At 67.0% G+C, this 20,820-nt stretch carries 18 protein-coding genes, 1 tRNA gene and 2 pseudogenes; 10 read left to right on the top strand and 11 right to left on the bottom strand.

Annotated elements, in window-relative coordinates; all coding sequences use genetic code 11:
- Positions 1-25 precede the first annotated feature (25 nt).
- Positions 26-943 carry a LysR family transcriptional regulator gene (locus tag AAFL97_RS13280; RefSeq protein ID WP_341645320.1) on the bottom strand — a complete coding sequence of 306 codons (918 nt, stop codon included), beginning with the start codon at positions 941-943 and terminating at the stop codon, positions 26-28.
- 136 nt (positions 944-1,079) lie between these two features.
- On the opposite strand from AAFL97_RS13280, the gene AAFL97_RS13275 reads away from it, so the two are divergent.
- Both AAFL97_RS13275 and AAFL97_RS13270 read left to right on the top strand, forming a co-directional pair.
- Positions 1,080-2,378 carry a gallate dioxygenase gene (locus tag AAFL97_RS13275; protein WP_341645319.1) on the top strand — a complete coding sequence of 433 codons (1,299 nt, stop codon included), beginning with the start codon at positions 1,080-1,082 and terminating at the stop codon, positions 2,376-2,378.
- A 35-nt stretch (positions 2,379-2,413) separates the two neighbouring features.
- Entirely contained in the window at positions 2,414-3,439 is a 1,026-nt protein-coding gene (locus AAFL97_RS13270; RefSeq protein WP_341645318.1) for a TRAP transporter substrate-binding protein, read from the top strand.
- A gap of 72 nt (positions 3,440-3,511) precedes the next feature.
- Here AAFL97_RS13270 and AAFL97_RS13265 read toward each other — a convergent pair whose 3' ends face one another.
- The 6 genes from AAFL97_RS13265 to AAFL97_RS13240 form a co-directional block, all read right to left on the bottom strand.
- On the bottom strand, positions 3,512-3,916 hold the full coding sequence (locus AAFL97_RS13265) for an H-NS family nucleoid-associated regulatory protein (RefSeq protein WP_341645317.1): 405 nt from the start codon (positions 3,914-3,916) through the stop codon (positions 3,512-3,514).
- A gap of 54 nt (positions 3,917-3,970) precedes the next feature.
- Positions 3,971-4,061 (bottom strand) — tRNA-Ser (locus AAFL97_RS13260).
- A 118-nt stretch (positions 4,062-4,179) separates the two neighbouring features.
- Positions 4,180-4,542, bottom strand: coding sequence for an Hpt domain-containing protein (locus tag AAFL97_RS13255; protein WP_341645316.1), 363 nt, complete (start codon positions 4,540-4,542; stop codon positions 4,180-4,182).
- On the bottom strand, positions 4,543-4,920 hold the full coding sequence (locus tag AAFL97_RS13250; protein ID WP_341645315.1) for a response regulator: 378 nt from the start codon (positions 4,918-4,920) through the stop codon (positions 4,543-4,545). It lies immediately after the preceding gene.
- Complete coding sequence (locus AAFL97_RS13245; protein WP_341645314.1) at positions 4,917-7,484, bottom strand: sensor histidine kinase; 2,568 nt, start codon at positions 7,482-7,484, stop codon at positions 4,917-4,919. Before AAFL97_RS13245 ends, AAFL97_RS13250 begins: the two co-directional genes overlap by 4 nt.
- A gap of 25 nt (positions 7,485-7,509) precedes the next feature.
- A complete protein-coding gene (locus AAFL97_RS13240; RefSeq protein WP_341645313.1) occupies positions 7,510-8,121 on the bottom strand; it encodes a response regulator in 612 nt (203 codons plus the stop codon).
- Between the two features lie 194 nt (positions 8,122-8,315).
- On the opposite strand from AAFL97_RS13240, the gene AAFL97_RS13235 reads away from it, so the two are divergent.
- Together AAFL97_RS13235 and AAFL97_RS13230 are read left to right on the top strand one after the other, a co-directional pair.
- On the top strand, positions 8,316-8,696 hold the full coding sequence (locus tag AAFL97_RS13235) for a DUF2237 family protein (protein ID WP_445954497.1): 381 nt from the start codon (positions 8,316-8,318) through the stop codon (positions 8,694-8,696).
- 2 nt (positions 8,697-8,698) lie between these two features.
- Positions 8,699-9,007, top strand: a complete 309-nt coding sequence (locus AAFL97_RS13230; RefSeq protein ID WP_341645311.1) for a DnaJ family domain-containing protein — start codon at positions 8,699-8,701, stop codon at positions 9,005-9,007.
- Between the two features lie 46 nt (positions 9,008-9,053).
- Here the strand turns inward: AAFL97_RS13230 and ettA are convergent, their stop codons facing one another.
- From ettA to AAFL97_RS13215, 3 genes are all read right to left on the bottom strand, one after another.
- Entirely contained in the window at positions 9,054-10,718 is a 1,665-nt protein-coding gene (gene ettA / locus AAFL97_RS13225; protein ID WP_341647164.1) for an energy-dependent translational throttle protein EttA, read from the bottom strand.
- 261 nt (positions 10,719-10,979) lie between these two features.
- A complete protein-coding gene (locus tag AAFL97_RS13220; RefSeq protein ID WP_341645310.1) occupies positions 10,980-11,477 on the bottom strand; it encodes a glutathione peroxidase in 498 nt (165 codons plus the stop codon).
- A 62-nt stretch (positions 11,478-11,539) separates the two neighbouring features.
- Positions 11,540-12,316, bottom strand: coding sequence for a ferredoxin--NADP reductase (locus AAFL97_RS13215; protein ID WP_341645309.1), 777 nt, complete (start codon positions 12,314-12,316; stop codon positions 11,540-11,542).
- Positions 12,317-12,418: 102 nt separating this feature from the next.
- On the opposite strand from AAFL97_RS13215, the gene AAFL97_RS13210 reads away from it, so the two are divergent.
- Genes AAFL97_RS13210 through AAFL97_RS13200 form a run of 3 tightly spaced genes read left to right on the top strand, consistent with a single transcriptional unit; the run spans position 12,419 to position 17,077 of the window.
- A complete protein-coding gene (locus AAFL97_RS13210) occupies positions 12,419-13,345 on the top strand; it encodes a LysR family transcriptional regulator (RefSeq protein ID WP_341645308.1) in 927 nt (308 codons plus the stop codon).
- Positions 13,346-13,391: 46 nt separating this feature from the next.
- The gene (locus AAFL97_RS13205; protein WP_341645307.1) at positions 13,392-14,564 is read left to right on the top strand and encodes a M20 aminoacylase family protein; all 1,173 of its coding nucleotides are present in this window, start codon (positions 13,392-13,394) and stop codon (positions 14,562-14,564) included.
- A gap of 17 nt (positions 14,565-14,581) precedes the next feature.
- Entirely contained in the window at positions 14,582-17,077 is a 2,496-nt protein-coding gene (locus tag AAFL97_RS13200; RefSeq protein WP_341645306.1) for an ABC transporter permease, read from the top strand.
- A 7-nt stretch (positions 17,078-17,084) separates the two neighbouring features.
- On the opposite strand, the pseudogene AAFL97_RS13195 reads toward AAFL97_RS13200, so the two are convergent.
- Positions 17,085-17,860, bottom strand: a pseudogene (locus AAFL97_RS13195) (ferredoxin--NADP reductase).
- Positions 17,861-17,970: 110 nt separating this feature from the next.
- On the opposite strand from AAFL97_RS13195, the pseudogene AAFL97_RS13190 reads away from it, so the two are divergent.
- The 3 genes and pseudogenes from AAFL97_RS13190 (at position 17,971) to purT (ending at position 20,816) form a co-directional block, all read left to right on the top strand.
- Positions 17,971-19,159, top strand: a pseudogene (locus tag AAFL97_RS13190) (DNA recombination protein RmuC).
- Positions 19,160-19,234: 75 nt separating this feature from the next.
- Positions 19,235-19,522 carry a hypothetical protein gene (locus AAFL97_RS13185; RefSeq protein ID WP_341645305.1) on the top strand — a complete coding sequence of 96 codons (288 nt, stop codon included), beginning with the start codon at positions 19,235-19,237 and terminating at the stop codon, positions 19,520-19,522.
- A 94-nt stretch (positions 19,523-19,616) separates the two neighbouring features.
- A complete protein-coding gene (gene purT / locus AAFL97_RS13180; protein ID WP_341645304.1) occupies positions 19,617-20,816 on the top strand; it encodes a formate-dependent phosphoribosylglycinamide formyltransferase in 1,200 nt (399 codons plus the stop codon).
- The last annotated feature ends 4 nt before the right edge of the window (positions 20,817-20,820 follow it).

Here is a 20,820-nt window from a genome sequence, read left to right as displayed (position 1 = left end):
TCCGGCGGACGCTCGGCAAGGAGATTCAGGTGCGTGGCGTGCCGCGCATGCCGCCGAGATGATGCGCGGCGCGATGAAGGTGGGAGAGAAAGTGCCGCACCATGACCGATACGGCCTTTTCCTCCCGCACCATGGCGCCCAGGGTCAGTTCCAGCGGCCCTTGCCTGATCGGCACGATGTCGATGTAGCGCGCGGTCAGCGGGTGCTCGGCAATGCTCATCGGCAGCAGGCCGACATAATCGCCGGTGCAGAGCAGCGCCAGCAGGGCCAGCGTCGAATTGACCGCCGCCGCCGCGGGCGGGGCAGCAAGACCGTTGCGGCGGAACAGTTCGCGTGCGTAGCCGGTGTCGCCCGAGCGGCTGGTATAGACCCAGCGTGCTGCGGCGAGCTGTTCGAGGCCGGTGCAGCGCGCCAGCGGATTGCCCTTGGCGACCACCACCACCATCGAGATCGGCAACAAGGGCTCCACCAGGAACTCGCCCTGCGCCAGCCCTTGGGGAATCGGCCCGACCGCCACATCGGCCTCGCCCTTGCGCAGGTAGGCGAGCTGGGCGATGTACAGCTCCTCGCTGACGTGCAGCCGCATTTCGGGAAACTGCTGGCCGAAGGTGCGCAAGGCCTCGGGAATCAGCGACATGACGGCCATCGGCACGGCCGCGATGCTGAGTTCCCCCACCATGCGGCCGCCCAACTGGCCGATTTCTTCCACTGCACGATCGAGTTCGCGCGCGGCCATGCTGGCGCGCGCGTACAGCACCTTGCCTTGCGCGGTCGGCAGCACGCCGCGCGTAGAGCGCAGCACCAGCGGCGCACCGAGTTCGATCTCCAGCTCGCGCAGCATCTTGCTCAGTGCCGGTTGCGACAGGCCGAGGCGGACCGCCGCCTTGCGCAGGCTGCCGTCGTCGATCGCGGCCACGAAGGCCTGGAGTGCGGAAAGTTTCATGAATCGAATGATAACCGCTGGTTATCGCGGTATGGATCGCGACATCTTATGCGGCCGGATCAGCCTGCCTAGACTCGCGCTCCTGACGGCTCCCGTGGGGCCGCGTATCGACACGATTCAAGGAGGAGAAATCCATATGGCACGGATCATCGGCGGCATCGCCTGCTCGCACACGCCCACCATCGGCTTCGCGCTCGACACCAACAAACAGCACGACCCCGTCTGGCAGCCCATCTTCGAGAGCTTCGGCCCTGTCCGCCAGTGGCTGCAGGACAAGCAGCCGGATGTACTGCTGTTCATCTACAACGACCATGTGACCTCGTTCTTCTTCGATCACTATTCGGCTTTTGCGCTGGGCATCGGTGATTCGTACGCGGTTGCCGACGAAGGCGGCGGTCCGCGCGACCTGCCGCCGGTCGGCGGACATCCCGGCCTGTCGCGCCATATCGGCCATTCCCTGATGGCCGACGAATTCGACATGTCCTTCTTCCAGGACAAGCCGCTCGACCACGGCTGCTTCTCGCCGCTGTCCATGCTCTGCCCGCACGATTCCGGCTGGCCGGCGCCGATCGTGCCGCTGCAGATCGGCGTGCTGCAGTTCCCGATCCCCACGGCGCGCCGCTGCTACAGGCTGGGCCAGGCCCTGCGGCGGGCGATCGAAAGCTATCCCGAAGACCTGTCGGTGGCGATCGTCGCCACCGGCGGACTGTCCCACCAGGTGCATGGCGAACGCGCGGGCTTCAACAACACGGCCTGGGACGAGCGTTTCCTCGACCTGTTCGAGAACGACCCGGTGCGCCTGAGCGAGATGACGCAGGCGGAATACGCCGCCCTGGGCGGGCTGGAAGGCGCCGAAGTCATCATGTGGCTGGTGATGCGCGGGGCCTTGTCGGCTTCGGTGCGCAAGCTGCACCAGACCTATTACCTGCCGTCGATGACCGGAATCGCCACCGCCTTGTACGAGAACCTCGCTTCGCCGGCGATGGCGGGCGAAGTCGTCCGCCACCGCGCCCACGTCGCCACCCAGCTCGAAGGTGCCGAGGCGCTGGCCGGCACCTACCCCTTCAGCCTGGAAACCAGCCAGCGGGCCTATCGGATCAACCGTTACCTGCACGACATGATCCTGCCGGAGCATCGGCGGCTCTTTCTTGCCGACCAGGAGGCGAGCTTCGAGGCGGCGGGGCTGAGCGAACAGGAGCGCGAGTTGCTCCGGCGCCGGGACTGGCGCGGGCTGATCCACTACGGCGTGATCTTCTTCATGCTCGAAAAACTCGGCGCCGTGCTCGGCGTATCGAACCTGCACATCTACGCCGCGATGCGCGGCGAGACGCTGGAAGCCTTCCAGCGCACCCGCAATGCACCGGGCGCGCTGTATTCCGTCGCCGGCAAGGACACTCCGGCGCCCGCCTGGGACAACGCCGCAGCATCGCACTGAACCATAACGATTTCACCCCCCTCGAGGAGACAACGATGAAATACCGCAGCCTGATCGGCCTGTTCGCCGCATCCCTGCTTCCCCTGTCGGCCGGCGCACAGGAGGTCGTGCTGAAGGTCTCGCACTTCCTGCCGCCCACCTCGCTGGCGCAGACGATGTTCATCCAGCCCTGGTGCGACAGGATCGCCGCCGAGTCGGGCGGCCGCATGAAGTGCCAGATCTATTCGTCGATGCAGCTCGGCGGCACGCCACCGCAGCTGCTCAGCCAGGTGCGCGACGGCGTGGCCGACATCATCTGGACGCTGCCCGGCTACAACCCCGGCCGCTTCCCGTATTCGGAGGTGTTCGAACTGCCCTTCTTCACCACCAATGCCGAGGACTCGTCACGCGCGCTGTGGGATTTCTCGCAGCAGCACGCCGCCAGGGAGTTCGCCGGCACCAAGCCCATCGCCGTGTGGGTCAATGGCTCCAACGTGCTGCATCTGCGGGACAAGCGGGTCGACACGCTGGAGCAGATGAAAGGACTGAAGGTGCGCGCACCTTCGCGCCTGGGGACCAAGATGCTGGGTGCGCTGGGCGCGACGCCGGTCGGCATGCCGGTGCCGCAGATGGCCGAAAGCCTGTCGAAAGGCGTGATCGACGGAGCCTTGGTGCCCTGGGAGGTCGTGCCGGCGACCAAGGCCCACGAATTGACGCGCTACCATGCCGAATTCGGGGGCGAGCGGGCGATGACGGTCGCGACCATGGTCTATCTGATGAGCGCCAAGACCTACGACAAGCTGCCTGACGAGCTGAAGAAGGTCATCGACGACAACAGCGGGCGGGATACTTCGGCCTGGATTGCGACGGTGTTTGCCGAGGCGGATCGCCTCGGCCGTGAAACTGCCGTGTCCAACAAGAATACGATCTACGGCATCGAAGGCGAGGAGCTGGCGCGCTGGCAGGCCGCGACCAGGCCCGTGGCCGAGGAGTGGATCGCCGATCTGAGCAAGACGGGCGTCGACGGCAAGGCCATCCACGATACCGCGGCCGAATTGATCGAGCACTACAGCAAACGCTGAGTACTGCCGCGAAGAACGAAGGCCGTGGCGCGATGAAGCGCCACGGCCTTCGTCGTGTGCACTACTTGAGGCTCAACGTCTGCCAGGCGGCTCGGTGCCCGTGGCTGGCGACAGGCGGACGCTCAGGCGATGGCTGGCAGCGAGCTTTTCCGCGGCGTTCTCCATTGCGCTCCAGGAGCCGCCGTGCGCCAGATAGGCCGTGATCCATTCGGGCATCGGGCCTTCACCGGTCCAGGTCAGTGTGCGGCTGGCAGGATGCACATAGCGGATCACGGGCGTGGCCGCGCTTGCCGCTGCCTGTTCTGGCGGCGGAGGCGTTTCATCCGTCGGGGAGGGCGCTGCCTCGGTCACGGCTTCGACTGCAGGCGGTATGGCGGGCGCTTGGGCCGCACTTTCGCGCGCTGCAATTTCCTGCTTGATCTCGGCAAGCAGCGTCTCCAGTTCCGGGAGGGTGTGCTTGCTCAGGCTGAAAGGCATACGGGACCGATGCAAAAAAGACCCTAGGAGGGAGCAGGGCCTTTTCGATGATTCTGGCGGACAGGGCGGGATTCGAACCCGCGTCAGGGTATTACCCTGAACACGCTTTCCAGGCGTGCGACTTAAACCACTCATCCACCTGTCCGGGAAGCCGGCGATTATAGTCGCCCGAACGGGAATCTGGAAGAAGATTTTGAAAGGCTTTCGGCTTCCCGCATCGATCGGCCTCTCTGGTCCGGGTCGAAAGCAGGCGAGTTTGCAGTTCAGTTTCGTTCGAGATAGTCGGCGACTTCCCCGGCGACGGCACCGAGTTCCTGCAGCAGCGCGCCGATATCGGACGGCCCGGGCACGAAACCGGCTGCCGGGGACTTGCAGCGCTGTTCGAGCGCTCTGGCCATGTCCGCCCCCGCAGTGGCGTGGATCTGTGCCAGTGTGCCGCGCAGTGCATGGGTGATGCGCGCGAGCTGCGGCGCGTTGCCGGCTTCGGCCGCGGTGCGGAGTTCGCCCTCGGCGGTGCTGCGCCAGTCGCCGAAGGCGGCGAGCACCGTGCGGACGATCTCGTGATTGTCGAACAGGTCGGTGAGCAGGGCCCGGGGATCGAAGTGGGTGTATGGAGAGGCCTGCATTCAGCCCCGCTCCGGGCTGCCGATCGCTTGCGTCAGCGACGCGAAGGTGATCGGCTTGATCAGGGTGGCATCGAAACCGCCGCTCAGAAAGCGCTCGGCATCTTCGCTCATGGCATGCGCGGTGTAGGCGATGATGCGGATGCCCTGCCATTCCGGCCGGGCGCGGATCAGTGCGCAGGCGGTTTCGCCGCCCATGTTCGGCATCGAGATGTCGAGCAGTATCGCCGCCGGCTGGACGTCTTCCAGCCGTGCCAGCATGGCGGGCGCGTTGTCGAAGGTCTCGACCGTCCAGCCGAGCCGGTTGAGCAGGGCGTTGGCGACCTTGAGGTTGATGTCGTTGTCGTCGGTGACGAAAGCAAGCTGTGTCGAGATGTTCATGATGGGCTGCGTGCCTCGCTCGCTGCGGCTTTACGGGGCAGGGTCACGGTGAATGCCGAGCCGGCGCCAGGTGTCGATTCGACGTCGAGCCTGCCGCCCATCATCTCCGTCATCTGGCGCGCCAGGGACAGGCCCAGGCCGGTGCCGCGATGGCGCCGTGTCAGGAAGTTCTCCGCCTGGTAGAAAGGCTCGAAGATGTGCGGCAGTTCGTTTGCCGGAATGCCGATGCCCGAGTCGGCGACGGTGATCATGATATGCGAATCCCGTTCGCGGACGCGGATTGTAATACGGCCCTCGTGGGTGAACTTCACCGCGTTGGAGAGCAGGTTGTCGATGATCTGGCGCAGGCGGACCGGATCCGCGTCGACCTCGCAGGCGGTGTCGGGCAGTTCGGTGACCAGCTCGACCCCCTTGGCGCTGGTGCCGACGCGGTGCAGCGCGGCGATGGTCGACAACAGCGGGGTGATGGCGACGCGCTGCACGTCGAGCACGAGGCGGTTGGCCTCGATCTTGGCCAGGTCGAGCACGTCGTTGAGCACCGCCATCAGGTGCTGGCCGCTGTCGCGGATGGTTTCCGCATGCTCGCGCATCTCGTCGTCGGCGGTCTCGAGGCTGAGCACTTCGGCCAGGCCGATGATGCCGTTGAGCGGCGTGCGCAGTTCGTGCGACATGTTGGCGAGGAACTCGCTCTTCATGCGGTTGGCCTGCTCGGCGGTACGGCGCGCGTCCTCGAGACGCACGATCGAAGCCTGCACGGCATCGGCCATGCGGTTGAAGGAGTGGTTCAACTGGGCCATCTCGTCCTGGCCGCGGACCTTCAGCCGGTGATCGAGGTCGCCGTGCTGGAAGCGGTAGATGCCGCCGATGACGTTGGTGATGCGCCGCGTCAGCAGGTGGGCCATCCAGATCGCGATCAGGATCACGGCGGCGATCATCATCAGCGTGGATACCGTGATGCCGATGGTGGTCTGGTGCAGGTTGTGGTGGATGTCGGCGATCAGCGCGTCGCGTTCGTCGCGGGTCTTCTGGTCGGCCAGCGCGATCATGTCGGCGATGCGGCGTCCCGATTCGGTGGCGGCGCGATGGAACTCATCGACGTTGGCGCCGATCGTGACGTAACCGAAGCCGCGCGGCGTCCTGCCGTAGTTGCCGGTGTAGTAGGGAATCGTCGCCACCGTGGTGAGCTTGCTCAGGCCGCTGAAGAAGATGCTGAACGAGCCCGAGCCGCCGTGTTCGGTCAGGTCGTGCCAGCCGCGGCACTGCGGCGAGAAGTTGAGGTAGCGACAGTCCAGCGAAACCCAGCCGGACGCGACCGATGAGGGGTGAGCCTGGCGCGTCAGGCGCTGGTCGCGATAGAGTTCGACGCGCAGCGCGAATGCGTGCCAGGGCAGGCCGCTGGCCTGCCATTCGTCGTACAGCTCGGTGTCCAGCAGCGGCGGGGCCGGCTGGCCGGTGTCGGGGTCGACGCCGTGGATGAAGTAGTCGCGGGCGTGCGAGATGTTGCGTCCCAGGTAGTCCCACATGAAGGCGTAGTTGCCCGATTCCGGGTCCGCGATCGGCGCGCGTCGCGCGGCCGTGGGGCGCACGTGGTCGGTGAAGGCCATCAGATGCGCATGGTCGAGCGCGAGCGTGACGTAGCCGATGATGCTGCCGTCCTGCACGACCGGCGTCGCCCAGCGGATGAGGCCTTCGAAGCGTTTGCCGACGGGGTTTTCCAGACCGGCGTAGCCGGACTGCTCGGGGGTGAAGGGCCGTTGCTGCTCGCGCGCAGCCTCGGGCGTATACGGGCCGATCCATTGGGTCCGGACCTGGGCGCCGATCACGTCCGAGACGTGGATTTCGCCGGGCCGGAGTTTCTTCAGTTCAGGCCAGTAGCGCTCGGCACGCACGAACGTGTTCTCGGGGCGGCTGATGTCGCGCAGTTCGGGCGACAGCAGGCGGGCTCCGCTCGTGCTCAACTGCTTGACCTGCTCGACGCCGTCGAGCCCGATGAAGGTGATTTCGAGGAACAGCGGACGCGGCTGGACCTTGGCAGCGGTGCTGGGCGCGCGATAGTGCAGGTTGTGTGCGTTGTCCGGCAGGGGAGCCCGCACCAGCCGGATGTCCGGCGCCGGGGGATCGACTTCGACCCAGCCCTTGCCGTCATCGCTCGGCCGGTAGGCGCCGTGATCCTCGAGCAGGCGGTGGTGGTTGTCGATGAAGCGCCGGTAGCGGGCCGCCGTGGGTTCGATGGCGGCTGCCCGGCGAATGTCCTGGTCGCGGTCGTAAAGGAATTGCGCGACTTCGTGGGCGATGCCGGTGGTGAGTTCCTCGATGGCTTCACGCGAGCGGTTGTCGAGCGCTTCGATGGCATCGTCGATTGCCGTCTTGCCGGTGATGCGCTGGGTTTCGCGCATCTCGTCCGACATCGAGACCACGCGGTAGGTGACGCGCCGGGCCAGGTCGCTGGTGGCGCCCCAGGCGAAGAGCGCGAGCAGCAGCAGTGGAACGACCTTGATCGCGACGAAGATCGCGATCAGCTTTGCGCGCAGGCTCAGCGCCTCGATCAGGGACAGAATGCGCATAGGCGAAGCCGCTGACGCGAAGGAACTAGCGTATGCGCTTGTGCTGGGCGACCAGAGCCTGCATGTAGCCCTGCAACTGATGGAAGGGCACGGGTTTGCGATAGACGGTCACGTCTTCGGGCAGGCCGCCTTCGGCCTCGATCTCGTCGGCGGTCAAGGCGGAGACGACGACGATCGCCGTTTCGCTGGCGACCGGGTTCTCGCGCAGGCGGCGGATCATCTCGAAACCGTCCAGACCCGGCATGCGCAGGTCGGCGACCAGCAGGTCGGGCGGCTGGCGGCCGAGTTCGACCAGGGCATCGAGGCCATGGTCGAGCACGCACAACTCGATGTCGATCGGCCAACTGGCGAAAGTCTCGCGGTAGAGCGTCTGCAGCAGACTGTCGTCTTCCACCACCACCACGCGGAGCTTGCTGCCTTCGTTGCGCTGGCGGGCAGGCGTGCTGCCCTGCTGGCTGCGGGCGAGCAGGGCGTCGACCGAGTCCTGTCGGATGCGACGGTGGCCGCCGGCCGTCTTCCAGCCGGCCAGCGCACCGCTTTCGACCATCTGCTGAACGGCTCCGAGCGACAGACCGAGTTGGCGAGCGGCTTGAGCGGTACTGATGAATTCGCGATTGGAGTCAGTGTTGCGCGCCATGAGCAAGGAATCCGACAGATTTCGTAAAAGGACTAAAATAACAGCAATCGCGATGCAGCAGCAAATGCGAATGTAATCCAATCGAAGATGCGTATCGGGCAGGCGCATTCCGTAAGCAAAACCCTATCCTGTCCGCATCCCGCGGCAGAGGCATGCTTGCTGCCCGAATGGCGGACAAACCTGACTGGACTGGCATGAACACTTCGAAAAACGTACTGGGCGGGCCCTTGCTCGCCTGCAGCTATGCTCCGCTGACGGGCTTCTTTCGTACCGGTTGCTGCGAGACGGGTGCGGACGACCTGGGGCGGCACGTCGTCTGCGTGCGCGTCACCGATGAATTTCTCCGCTTTTCGCGCAGCGTCGGCAACGACCTGTCCACGCCGCGGCCCGAGTACCGCTTTGCCGGGCTCAAGGCGGGAGATCGCTGGTGCCTGTGCGCGATGCGCTGGAAGGAGGCCTGGCAGGCCGGTGCGGCGCCGCCGGTGGTGCTGGAGGCGACCCACGAAGCCGCGCTGCAAGTCGTCGATCTCGACATCCTGAAGGCCCATGCCTACGGTGCCGCGACAGGGCCCTGATCTTGGCGTCGATCCACGACATTCTCGCCGAGCAGCGCATCGCCGATGCCCTGCGCCGCGGCGATTTCGATCACCTGCCGGGCGCAGGGAGGCCGCTGCTGTTCGACGACGAGGCGCTGGTGCCGGCCGAGCAGCGCATGGTCAACACGATCCTGCGCAACGCCGGCTTCTGCCCGCCGGAGATCGGCCTGCGCAAGGAAATCGCCCGGCTGCGCAGCGAGATCGCGGGCCTGGAGGAAGGGGCGCGGCGCAGCGCCCTGCGCAGGCGGCTGGCGCTGCTGATCCTGCAGATGGCGGAAACCAGGCGCTGAGCGGCGGCGCCATCGACGGCGCCGCCTGCCCCGCGGCCCACCTGGATCAGCGTGCGATCGGCTTGTAGCGGATGCGCTTCGGCTTGGCGCCTTCCTCGCCCAGGCGCTTCTTCTTGTCTTCCTCGTATTCCTGGTAGTTGCCGGCGAAGAAGGTCCATTGCGAATCGCCTTCTGCCGCCAGGATGTGGGTGCAGATGCGGTCGAGGAACCAGCGGTCGTGGCTGATCACCAGCGCGCAGCCGGCGAATTCCAGCAGCGCGTCTTCGAGCGCGCGCAGGGTCTCGACGTCGAGGTCGTTGGACGGCTCGTCCAGCAGCAGCACGTTGCCGCCCTGGATCAGGGTCTTGGCCAGGTGCAGGCGGCCGCGCTCGCCGCCGGACAGCTTGCCGACGATCTTCTGCTGGTCGCCGCCCTTGAAGTTGAAGCGGCCGATGTAGGCGCGGCTCGGCATCTCGAAGCGGCCCACGGTCAGCACGTCGGCGCCGTCGGCGATGGCGTCGAACACCGTCTTGTCGTTGGCCAGGCCTTCGCGGCTCTGGTCGACCGCGGCGATCTTCACCGTCTGGCCGATCTCGACGCTGCCGGAGTCCGGCGTGTCGCGGCCTTCGATCATCCTGAACAGCGTCGATTTGCCCGCGCCGTTGGGGCCGATGATGCCGACGATGGCACCCGGCGGGATGCTGAAGCTGACGTTGTCCATCAGCAGCTTGTCGCCGAAGGCCTTGCTGACCTTGTCGAACTCGATGACCTTGTCGCCGAGGCGCTCGCCGGGCGGGATGAAGATTTCCTGGGTCTCGTTGCGGCGCTGGTATTCGACGCTGGCCATTTCCTCGTAGCGGGCCAGCCGGGCCTTGGACTTGGCCTGGCGCGCCTTCGGGTTGGAGCGCGCCCATTCCAGCTCCTGCTTCATCGCCTTCTGGTGCGCGGCTTCCTGCTTGGCTTCCTGCGCCAGCCGTTCGCCCTTCTGCTCCAGCCAGGACGAATAGTTGCCCTTCCACGGGATGCCGTGGCCGCGGTCGAGTTCGAGGATCCACTCGGCGGCGTTGTCGAGGAAGTAGCGGTCGTGGGTGACGGCCACCACGGTGCCGGGGAAGCGGGTCAGGAACTGTTCCAGCCATTCGACCGATTCGGCGTCGAGGTGGTTGGTCGGTTCGTCCAGCAGCAGCATGTCCGGCTTGGACAGCAGCAGCTTGCACAGCGCGACGCGGCGCTTCTCGCCGCCGGACAGATTGCCGATGACGGCGTCCCACGGCGGCAGGCGCAGTGCGTCGGCGGCGATTTCCATCTGGTGCTCGATGTCGCTGCCGGCGGTGGCGAGGATGTTCTCGTACTTCGCCTGTTCCTCGGCCAGCTTGTCGAAGTCGGCGTCGGGCTCGGCGTAGGCGGCGTAGACCTCCTCCAGCTTCTGGCGCGCCTCCATGATCTCGCCCAGCGCGGACTCGACTTCTTCCTTCACCGTCTTGGCCGGGTCGAGCTCGGGCTCCTGCGGCAGGTAGCCGATGCGCTGGCCGGCGAGCCACTGCACCTCACCGTCGTATTCCTTGTCCACGCCGGCCATGATGCGCAGCACGGTGGACTTGCCCGAGCCGTTGAGGCCGAGCAGGCCGATCTTGGCACCGGGGAAGAAGGAGAGCGAAATATCCTTGATGATCTGGCGCTTGGGCGGAACGATCTTGCTCACGCGCAGCATCGACATGACGTACTGGGCCAATTGCTTACCTCGCAGACGGTTGGGGTCGGGCGAAAAGGCGGCAGTCTCCCCGAGCGGGGCGGCGCTGGCATCCTGGAGGGGAGGCTTCATGTGGCCTCGTCTCTTGTAGGCTAGCGAAGTGCTGCCGTCCTCCAGCTTTCTCCGTGCGAGTGGCCTTAGCCGGGGGCGCCGAGCCGCGAACAGGGCTGCGATGCGGCTTCCACGGCCGTGTTCGCGGCTGAAGCCTCTCCGACGCGCTCTTGCGGGGACGGGATTTGTTTTTCAGCCCTGCGCTTCAGCCAGCATGGCTTCGACGTCCTGCACCAGCTCCTCGGGCGTGGTCGTCGGTGCGTAGCGTTCGACGTGCCGGCCGTCGCGGCTGACGAGGAACTTGGTGAAGTTCCACTTGATCGCCTCGGTGCCGAGGATGCCTTTGGCGTGCTGCTTCAGCCAGACGTACAGTGGATGGGCGTCGTCGCCGTTGACGTCGATCTTGGCGAACATCGGAAAGCTGACGCCGTAGTTCTTGTCGCAGAAGGCGCCGATTTCCTCGGCGCTGCCCGGTTCCTGCGCACCGAACTGGTTGCACGGAAAACCGAGCACCACCAGGCCGCGGTCCCCGTAGGTCCGGTACAGCTTCTCGAGTCCGGCGTAATGCGGGGTGAGGCCGCACTGGCTGGCGGTATTGACGATCAGCAGCACCTTGCCGGCGTATTCGCCCAGCGTAGCAGTGCCGCCGGCCAGGCGCTCGACTTCGATGTCGTGGATGGAAGAAGACATGCGAGGCTCCGGAAGGGGTTGGGAGGAGTTGGAGCCCCGCATGCTTGAAAAAGTTTGCGGGTTTATTTCTCGACGAAGGCGCGCTCGATCACGTAGTCGCCCGGCTGGCCGATGCGCGGCGACATCTTGAAGCCGCGGGCGTCGAGCATGGCGCAGCAGTCCGCGTTCATCGCCTGGCTGCCGCAGATCATCACGCGGTCCTGCGCCGGGTCCAGCGGCGGCAGGCCGATGTCGGAGAACAGCTTGCCGGTCTCGACCACATGCGTGATGCGGCCGGTGTTGCGGAAGGGCTCGCGGGTGACGGTCGGATAGTAGATCAGTTGCTTGCGGACCTGCTCGCCGAAGAACTCGTTCTGCGGCAGTTCCTGGGTGATGAAGTCGGTGTAGGCGAGCTCGGAGACGAAGCGCACGCCGTGGATCAGCACCACTTTCTCGAAGCGCTCGTAGGTTTCCGGGTCCTGGATCACGCTCAGGAAGGGGGCCAGGCCGGTGCCGGTGGCGAGCAGGTAGAGGTGCTTGCCGGGATTCAGGTCGTGCAGCACCAGCGTGCCGGTGGGCTTCTTGCTGACGATGACCGGATCGCCTTCGCGCAGGTGCTGCAGGCGCGAGGTCAGCGGGCCGTCCTGCACCTTGATGCTGAAGAACTCGAGGTGCTCCTCGTAGTTGGGGCTGGCGATCGAATAGGCGCGGGTCAGCGGCTTGCCATCGACGTCCAGCCCGATCATCACGAACTGGCCGTTCTCGAAGCGCAGGCCCGGGTCGCGGGTGGTGCGGAAGCTGAACAGCGAATCGTTCCAGTGATGGACGCTGATGACACGTTCGGTAAGCAGGTTGCTCATGGCGGGCGCTCTTGCTGGGCGAATGGAAATGGGGTGCATTCTAGATGCGCTGGCTTACTCGTTTAGTGGATAATCTTCATATGAGTTACCTGTAAATTAGATATGCGATTCACCTTGCGCCAGATCCAGGTTTTCGTCGCCATCGCCAGCAACGACAACGTGTCGCGCGCGGCGGAGGTGCTGAGCCTGTCGCAGTCCGCCACCAGCGCCGCGCTGGCCGAACTCGAGGGCCAGTTCGACCAGCAGCTGTTCGACCGCCACGGCAAGCGCCTGCGCCTCAACGAGCAGGGCAGGCTGCTGCTGCCGCGCGCGGTCGAACTGCTCGACCGCGCCGAGGAGATGGATGCGCTGCTGCGCGGCGAACGCGGCCTGGGCAGCCTGCGCGTCGGCGCGACGCTGACGATCGGCAACTACCTGCTGCCGCTGATCGTCTCCGAGTTCCTGCAACGCCACCCGGAAAGCCGGGTCAAGCTCGAAGTGCGCAATACCGCCACCATCACCGCGATGCTGGCGCGCTACGAGATCGACCTCGGCTTGATGGAAGGCCTGGTGGTCGACCGCGAACTGGAAACGGAACAGTGGGTGGAGGACGAACTGGTGGTGTTCTGCGCGCCGGGCCATCGCCTGGCCGGGCGCAAGACGGTGGCGTTCAGCGAGATCGCCTGGGAGCCCTGGATCCTGCGGGAGCTCGGTTCCGGCACGCGCGAGACTTTCGACCAGGCTTTGCGCCACTGGCCGGGCGGTGTATTGCCCCGGCTGGAACTGGAGCACACCGAAGCGGTCAAGCGTGCGGTGGAAAGCGGGCTGGGGCTGGGCTGCCTGTCGCGGCTGTCGCTGCGCGACGCCTTTCGCCGTGGCAGCCTGGTGCCGCTCGAAACGCCCGAACTGGATCTGAAACGGCATTTCTGCTTCGCCTGGCACCGCGGCAAGTACCACAGCGCGGCCATTCGCCGCTTCCTCGACGATTGCCGCGCCTTTGCCGCCGGCGCCCGGCGCAGCGACGAGATTCCGCTGCCGGCGGTGCGCTGAGGCAGAATACACTCTCTCCCCCAATGGACTTCCGCACGGTGCAGCCATGAGCGTCATCGAATCCGTCCGTCCCCTGCACGGCAAACTCACCGCCATCCGGCGCGACATCCACGCCCACCCCGAGCTCGCGTTCGAGGAGCACCGCACCGCCGAGCTCGTCGCCCGCCATCTCGAAGCGCTCGGCATCGAGACCCATCGCGGCATCGGCGGCACCGGCGTGGTCGGCGTCGTGCGCGGCGGCCGCAGCCTGCGCGCGATCGGCCTGCGCGCCGACATGGATGCGCTGCCGATCACCGAGCGCAACACTTTTGCGCACAAATCCACCATACAGGGCTGCATGCACGCCTGCGGCCACGACGGCCACACCACGATGCTGCTCGGCGCCGCCGAGGCGCTGGCGACGCGCAAGGACTTCGACGGCACGGTGTATCTGATCTTCCAGCCCGCCGAGGAAGGCGAGGGCGGCGCGCCGGCGATGATCGCCGACGGCCTGTTCGACCGCTTCCCGATGGAAGCCGTATTCGGCATGCACAACTGGCCGGGCATGGAGGCGGGAAGCTTCGCCATCCACAGCGGCCCGGTGATGGCCAGCGCCGACCGTTTCGACGTCCGCTTCACCGGCGTCGGCGCCCACGCGGCGATGCCGCACCTGGGCGTGGACCCGGTAGTGGCCGGCGCGGCCTTCGTGCAGGCGGCGCAGACCCTGGTCAGCCGCAGGCTCGATCCGATCGACGCCGGCGTGGTGTCGGTGACCCAGTTCCATGCCGGCGAGGCCTACAACGTCATTCCCGACCGCGCAGAGCTGTGCGGCACGGTGCGTACTTTCGACGCGGAAGTGCGCGACCGCCTGGAGCGCGGCCTGCGCCAGGTCGCCGAAGGCATCGCCGCCAGCCACGGCGTGCAGCTTGCCTTCGAATACCGGCGGGGCTACCCGCCGACGATCAACACCGCCGACGAAGCCGCGCTGTGCGCCGAGGCGGCGCGCGCGGTGGCCGGTCCGGAGCGGGTGTTCACCGACCGCCGCCCGAGCATGGGCGCGGAAGACTTCGCCTACTTCCTGCAGGAGAAGCCCGGTGCCTACGTCTGGATCGGCAACGGGCCGGGCGAGGGCGGCTGCACGCTGCACAATCCCCATTACGATTTCAACGACGAGGTGCTGCCGACCGGTGTCGCCTACTGGTGCCAACTGGCGCGCACCCTGCTGGCGGCGTCGCGCTGAGGCCGACGGAGGAATCGATGAAGACGCTGCGCCTGGCTTTCCGCATGATGCTGCGCGACCTGCGCGCGGGTGAACTGCACCTGCTCGGGCTGGCGATCGTCATCGCCGTGGCCAGCCTGACCAGCGTCGGCTTCCTGGCCGACCGCGTCGGCCGCGCATTGGACCGCGAGGCCAACCAGTTGCTGGGCGGCGACCTGTTGCTGCGTGCCGACCGGCCATGGCCGGCTGAGGTCGCCGGCGAAGCGCGCGATCGCGGCTTGCAGACTGCCGAAACGGTGTTGTTCACCAGCATGGCGAGCACCGAAGAGGCGGCGGTGCTGGCTGGCGTCAAGGTCGTCGAGGACGGCTACCCGCTGCGCGGCGCGATCCGTATCGCAGCCGGCCCCAACCAGCCGGACGAAGTCGCAGGGCGGGTGCCGGCACAAGGCGAAGTCTGGCTCGACGAACGCCTGTTCGCCGAGCTGGGGATCGCGGTGGGCGATCGGGTCGGCCTCGGCGAAGTCGAGTTCCGCGTCGGTGCGATGGTGACGTTCGAATCCGACCGCGGCGCCAACTTCTTCAGCCTGCTGCCGCGCGCGATCTTCAACCTGAAGGATCTGGCTGCCACCGGCCTGATCGTCGAAGGCAGCCGCGCCACCTGGCGGCTGCACGTGGCGGGCGCGCCGCAGGCAGTCGAAGCCTACGAAAAGTGGGCGGACGCCAACCTGGGCCGTGGTCAGCGCGTCGAGACGGTGGAAAACGCCCGCCCCGAAGTGCGCTCGGCGCTCGACCAGGCGCAGCGCTTCCTGCGCCTCGCCGCACTGCTGGCGGTGATCCTCGCCGCGGTCGCGGTCGGCCTGTCGGCGCGGCGCTTCATGGCCCGCCACCTCGACGGCTGCGCGGTGATGCGGGTGCTGGGTGCCAGCCAGGCGCAGGTGCTGGGCGTGGTCGTCGGTGAATTCCTGCTGTTCGGCCTCGCCGCCGCGGTGGCCGGCACGGCGCTGGGCTGGTCGGTGCAATGGGGGCTGGCGGGCGGCCTGCGCGAGATCCTCGCCACCGAACTGCCGGCGCCTTCGCTGCTGCCGCTGGCGCACGGCGTGGTGGTCGGCATGGCGCTGCTGGCCGGTTTCGTGCTGCCGCAGTTGCTGCGCCTGGGCAGGGTCAGCACCCTGCGCGTGCTGCGGCGCGAGTTCGACCTGGCCGAGCCGCTGTCCGGCACGGCCTGGGCGCTGGGGCTGGTCGCGCTGCTCGGCCTGATCTTCTGGATCGCCGCCGATGCCCGGCTGGGAGCGATGGTGGCGGCCGGCTTCGCCGTTGCGCTGGGCGTGTTCGCGCTGGCGGCCTGGTGGGTGCTGAAGCTGGCGGGCAGCCTGAAGGGGCAGGGCAGCCTGCGCGGCGGCGGCTGGCGCTACGGTGTCGCCACGCTCGGCCGGCGCATGGGCGGCAGCGTGATCCAGGCCGCGGCGCTCGGCCTGGGCATGACGGCGCTGCTGCTGCTGACCCTGGTGCGCGCCGATCTGCTCGACAACTGGCGCGCGATGGCGTCGCCGGACGCACCCAACCGCTTCGTCATCAACATCCAGCCCGACCAGCGTGCCGGCGTGGCCGAGCTGTTCGCCGCCGAAGGGATGGTCGTGCCCGACATCCAGCCGATGATCCGCGGCCGCATGGTGGCGATCAACGGCGAGCCGGTCGAGCTCGAGCGCTACGAGGACGAGCGCACCCGGCGCCTGGCCGAGCGCGAGTTCAACCTGTCCTATTCCGCCCGGCTGCCCGGCGGCAACGAAGTGCAGGCCGGCCGCTGGCACGGCGGCGAGCGCACGCCGCAGTTTTCGGTGGAGGCGGGGCTGGCGCAGACCTTCGGCCTGAAGCTGGGCGACCGCGTGACTTTCGAGATCGCCGGCGAGCGCGTCGAGGCCCCGATCAGCAGCGTGCGCAAGCTCGATTGGGATTCGATGCGGGTGAACTTCTTCTTCATCGCTTCGGAAGGGCTGCTGGAGGACTACCCCGCCAGCCTCATCACCAGCTTCCACCTGCCGGCCGCCAACCACGATTTCACCACCCGGCTGGTCGGCGCTTTCCCCAATCTGTCGGTGATCGACATCGCCGCGGTGCTGGCGCAGGTGCAGGCGATGACCGACAAGCTGATCGTCATCGTGCAGTTCGTGTTCGGCTTTGCGGTGCTGGCCGGTCTGGTGGTGCTGTACGCGGCGCTGCAGGCCACCCACGACGAGCGTGAATACGAACTGGCGATGCTGCGCACCCTGGGGGCGCGCAACCGTCAGGTGCGGCAGGCGCTGCTGGCGGAATTCCTCGTGCTCGGCGGCGTGGCCGGCGTGCTGGCCGGCATCGGTGCCAGCGCGATCGGCTGGGTACTGGCCGAGCAGGTGTTCAAGATGGCCTACGTGCCGGCGCTGCTGCCGGTGGTGGTGGCGGTGCTGCTGGGCGCGACGGGTGTCGTCGCCGGCGGCTGGCTGGGCACCCGCCGGCTGCTGTCGCGGCCGCCGCTGGCCAGCTTGCGTGCGCTGGCCTGACGCGGGCTTATTTCTCGACGAAGGCGTGCTCGATGACGTAGTCGCCCGGCTCGCCGATCCGCTTCGACACCTTGAAGCCGCGGCGGTCGAGCAGGTCGCGGGAATCCTTCAGCATCGCCGCGCTGCCGCAGATCATCACGCGGTCCACCGCGGGGTCCAGCGGCGGCAGGCCGATGTCCTCGAACAGCTTGCCGCTTTCGATCAGCGTCGTCAGGCGGCCCTGGTTGCGGTAGGGTTCGCGGGTGACCGTGGGGTAGTAGATCAGCTTTTCGCTGATGGCCTCGCCGAGGAATTCGTGCTGGGGCAGTTCGTGGGTGATGTAGTGGTTGTAGGCCAGTTCGCTGACGTAGCGCACGCCGTGGATCAGGACGACCTTCTCGAAGTGGTCGTGACGTCGAGGTCGCGGATCACGCTCATGAAGGGCGCCAGGCCGGTGCCGGTGGAGAACAGGTACAAGTGCTTGCCGGGATTCAGGTCGTGCAGCACCAGGGTGCCGGTCGGCTTGCGCGAAACCAGCAGGCTGTCGCCCGGCTGCAGGTGCTGCAGGCGCGAGGTCAGCGGGCCGTCCTGCACCTTGATGCTGAGGAATTCGAGGGTTTCCTCGTAGTTGGGGCTGGCGATCGAATAGGCGCGCATCAGCGGCCGTCCGTTCACTTCCAGGCCGATCATCACGAATTGGCCGTTCTCGAACCGCAGCGCGCGGTCCCGTGTGGTGGTGAAGGAGAACAGGGTGTCGTTCCAGTGATGGACCGAGAGGATTTTTTCAGTGATGAAGGCTGCCATGGCGGGAGCGGGGACCTTGAGGTGAAAGCGCGATTCTACAATGCGGCGAGCGCTGCTGCTGCCGGCGATAGGCGGCATTGTTCGGTAGAGTGCCGGTCGATATGCCGATGATGAATGAAACCGAACTGCTGCTGGCGGCGCTGGGCGGCGTCGCGCTGCTGCTGGTGTGGGCGCTGGTGCGCCTGCACAGCATCGAGCGGGACCTGCCGCAGCGTGCCGCGGACTATCTGGAACAGGCGATGGAGCAGCAGCTCGGCGCCCAGCACCGCGAGATCCTGCGCGACCTGCACGAAGGCATGGCGCGCCAGACCGACCGCATCGGCGAGCATGCGCGCGCCGACCGCGAACTGCTGCAGCGCGGCCTGACCGCGGCGTCGATGCAGCTGTCGCGCGGCATGCAGGCGCTGACGCAGAGCGTGGACGGGCGCCTGGACACCTTGTCGGGCCAGGTCAACCAGCGGCTCGACGAAGGTTTCCGCAAGACCAACGAGACCTTCGCCAATGTCATGGCCCGGCTGGCGACGATCGACGAGGCGCAGAAGAAGATCGACGGTCTTACCACCAACGTCGTCAGCCTGCAGGAACTGCTTGGCGACAAGCGCGCGTGGCGCCTTCGGCGAAGTGCAGCTCGAGGCCCTGGTGCGCAACATGCTGCCGCCCGAGGCCTTTTCCTTCCAGCAGGTGCTGCCCAACGGCACGCGCGTCGATTGCCTGCTGAGCCTGCCGGAGCCGACCGGTTGCATCGCCGTGGATGCCAAGTTTCCGCTGGAGAACTACCACCGCATGTTCGACGCCGCCGGGCAGGCGGAGCGGGATGCCGCGCAGCGTGCCTTCCGCGTCGATCTCAAGCGCCACGTCGACGCCATCGCCGGCAAGTACATCCTGCCCGGCACGACGTCGGATGGCGCGGTGATGTTCCTGCCGGCCGAAGCGGTGTTCGCCGAAGTCCATGCCTACCATCCCGAGGTCGTCGCCCATGCCCAGCTCAGGCGGGTCTGGATCGTGTCGCCGACCACGCTGATGGCGGTGCTCAACACCGCGCGCGCGGTGCTGAAGGACGTCGAGACGCGCAAGCAGATCCACGTCATCCAGGATGCGCTGGGCAAGCTGGCGAAGGATTTCCAACGCTTCGACGAGCGCATGGCGGCGCTGGCGCGCCACATCGAGCAGGCCAGCCGCGACGTGCAGGACGTGCAGACTTCCAGCCGCAAGATCAGCGCCCATTTCCACAAGATCGAGTCGGCGCGCTTCGACGAGCTGGAACCCGCGGCCGATGCGGCGGTCAGTTCCCGCACTTGATCCCTGACAGGTACAGGCCCGGCCGGCCTGCCTAGACTGGAATTTCCCGCTTTTTGCGTTGCGAGGCTGATGCCCATGTCCAAATTCGTGCCGATGCTGTTCCTGATGGGCTTGTTCTTCTTCATGTGGCTGCTGTTGTACGCACACCAGCGCAAGGAGAGGCAGAAGCGCGCCCTGCCGCTGCGCGAGGACTTTCTCGCCGCGCACGGCAAAGCCGAGCCGAGCTGCCACGCCTGCGGCAAGACCGAGCTGAAGGACGAGGGTCTCGGTTCCGGGAAAGATACGCGCCGCATCGTGTCCTGCACGGCATGCGACACCTTGCTCTACCGCTACGAACGCCCGGCGGAGGCCGAGGCGAACTGAGCGGGAACGAAACCGGCGCCTGCCGTATTACCATGCGCACTCCGCGGCCCCGTCCCCGTTCCGCGCCGCGATTCCCATTTCAAGGAGTGATTGCATGAAGCTGGGTACCCCCTTGTCGTCCAGCGCGCTGCGCGTGATGCTGCTCGGCGCCGGCGAACTGGGCAAGGAAGTTGCCATTGCGCTGCAGCGCCTCGGCGTCGAGGTGATCGCGGTCGACCGCTACGCTGACGCGCCGGGCCACCAGGTGGCGCATCGCGCCCACGTGATGCCGATGACCGACGGTGCTGCGCTGCGTGCACTGGTCGAGGCCGAGCGCCCGCATCTGATCGTGCCCGAGATCGAGGCCATCGCCACCGACATGCTGGCCGAGATCGAGGCTGCCGGCCTGGCCGAAGTCATTCCCACCGCGCGTGCCGCGCAACTGACGATGAACCGCGAGGGCATCCGCCGCCTCGCCGCCGAGGAACTGGGCCTGCCCACGTCGCCCTACCATTTCGCCGATTCGCTCGAAGCGCTGCAGGCCGCCATCGACGGCGGCATCGGCTATCCCTGCATCGTCAAGCCGGTGATGTCCTCGTCGGGCAAGGGCCAATCGACGCTGCGCGGGCCGGACGACGTGGCGAAGGCCTGGGACTACGCCGCGTCCGGCGGGCGGGTGAACCAGGGACGGGTGATCGTCGAGGGCTTCGTCGATTTCGATTACGAGATCACGCTGCTGACGGTGCGCGCACGCGACCCGGACGGCGAAGTCAGGACGCATTTCTGCGAGCCGATCGGCCATCGGCAGGTGGCGGGCGACTATGTCGAATCCTGGCAGCCGCAGCCGATGAGCGCGGTGGCGCTGGCCGAGTCGCGCCGCATCGCCGAGGCGGTGACGGGCAATCTCGGCGGCCGCGGCCTGTTCGGCGTCGAACTCTTCGTCAAGGGCGACCAGGTGTGGTTCTCGGAAGTCAGCCCGCGGCCGCACGACACCGGCCTGGTCACGCTGTGCTCGCAGCGCTTCTCCGAATTCGAGCTGCACGCACGCGCCATCCTCGGCCTGCCGGTGGATACCGCGCTGCGCGAGCCGGGTGCGTCGGCTGTGATCTACGGCGGCATGGAGGCGGCCGGCATCGCCTTCGAAGGCGTCGCCGAGGCGCTGGCGGTGCCGCGCAGCGACCTGCGCCTGTTCGGCAAGCCCGAGGCCTTCGACAAGCGCCGCATGGGCGTGGCGGTGGCCAATGGCGCGGACGTGACCGAGGCGCGCGAGCGCGCCACGCTGGCGGCAGGCAAGGTCAGGCCGGTCAGGAGCTGAGCGG

Origin of the sequence: Thauera sp. SDU_THAU2 (assembly GCF_038260575.1) — a bacterium.
Taxonomy (GTDB): domain Bacteria; phylum Pseudomonadota; class Gammaproteobacteria; order Burkholderiales; family Rhodocyclaceae; genus Thauera.
This window is presented reverse-complemented; position numbering and strand designations above follow the sequence as displayed.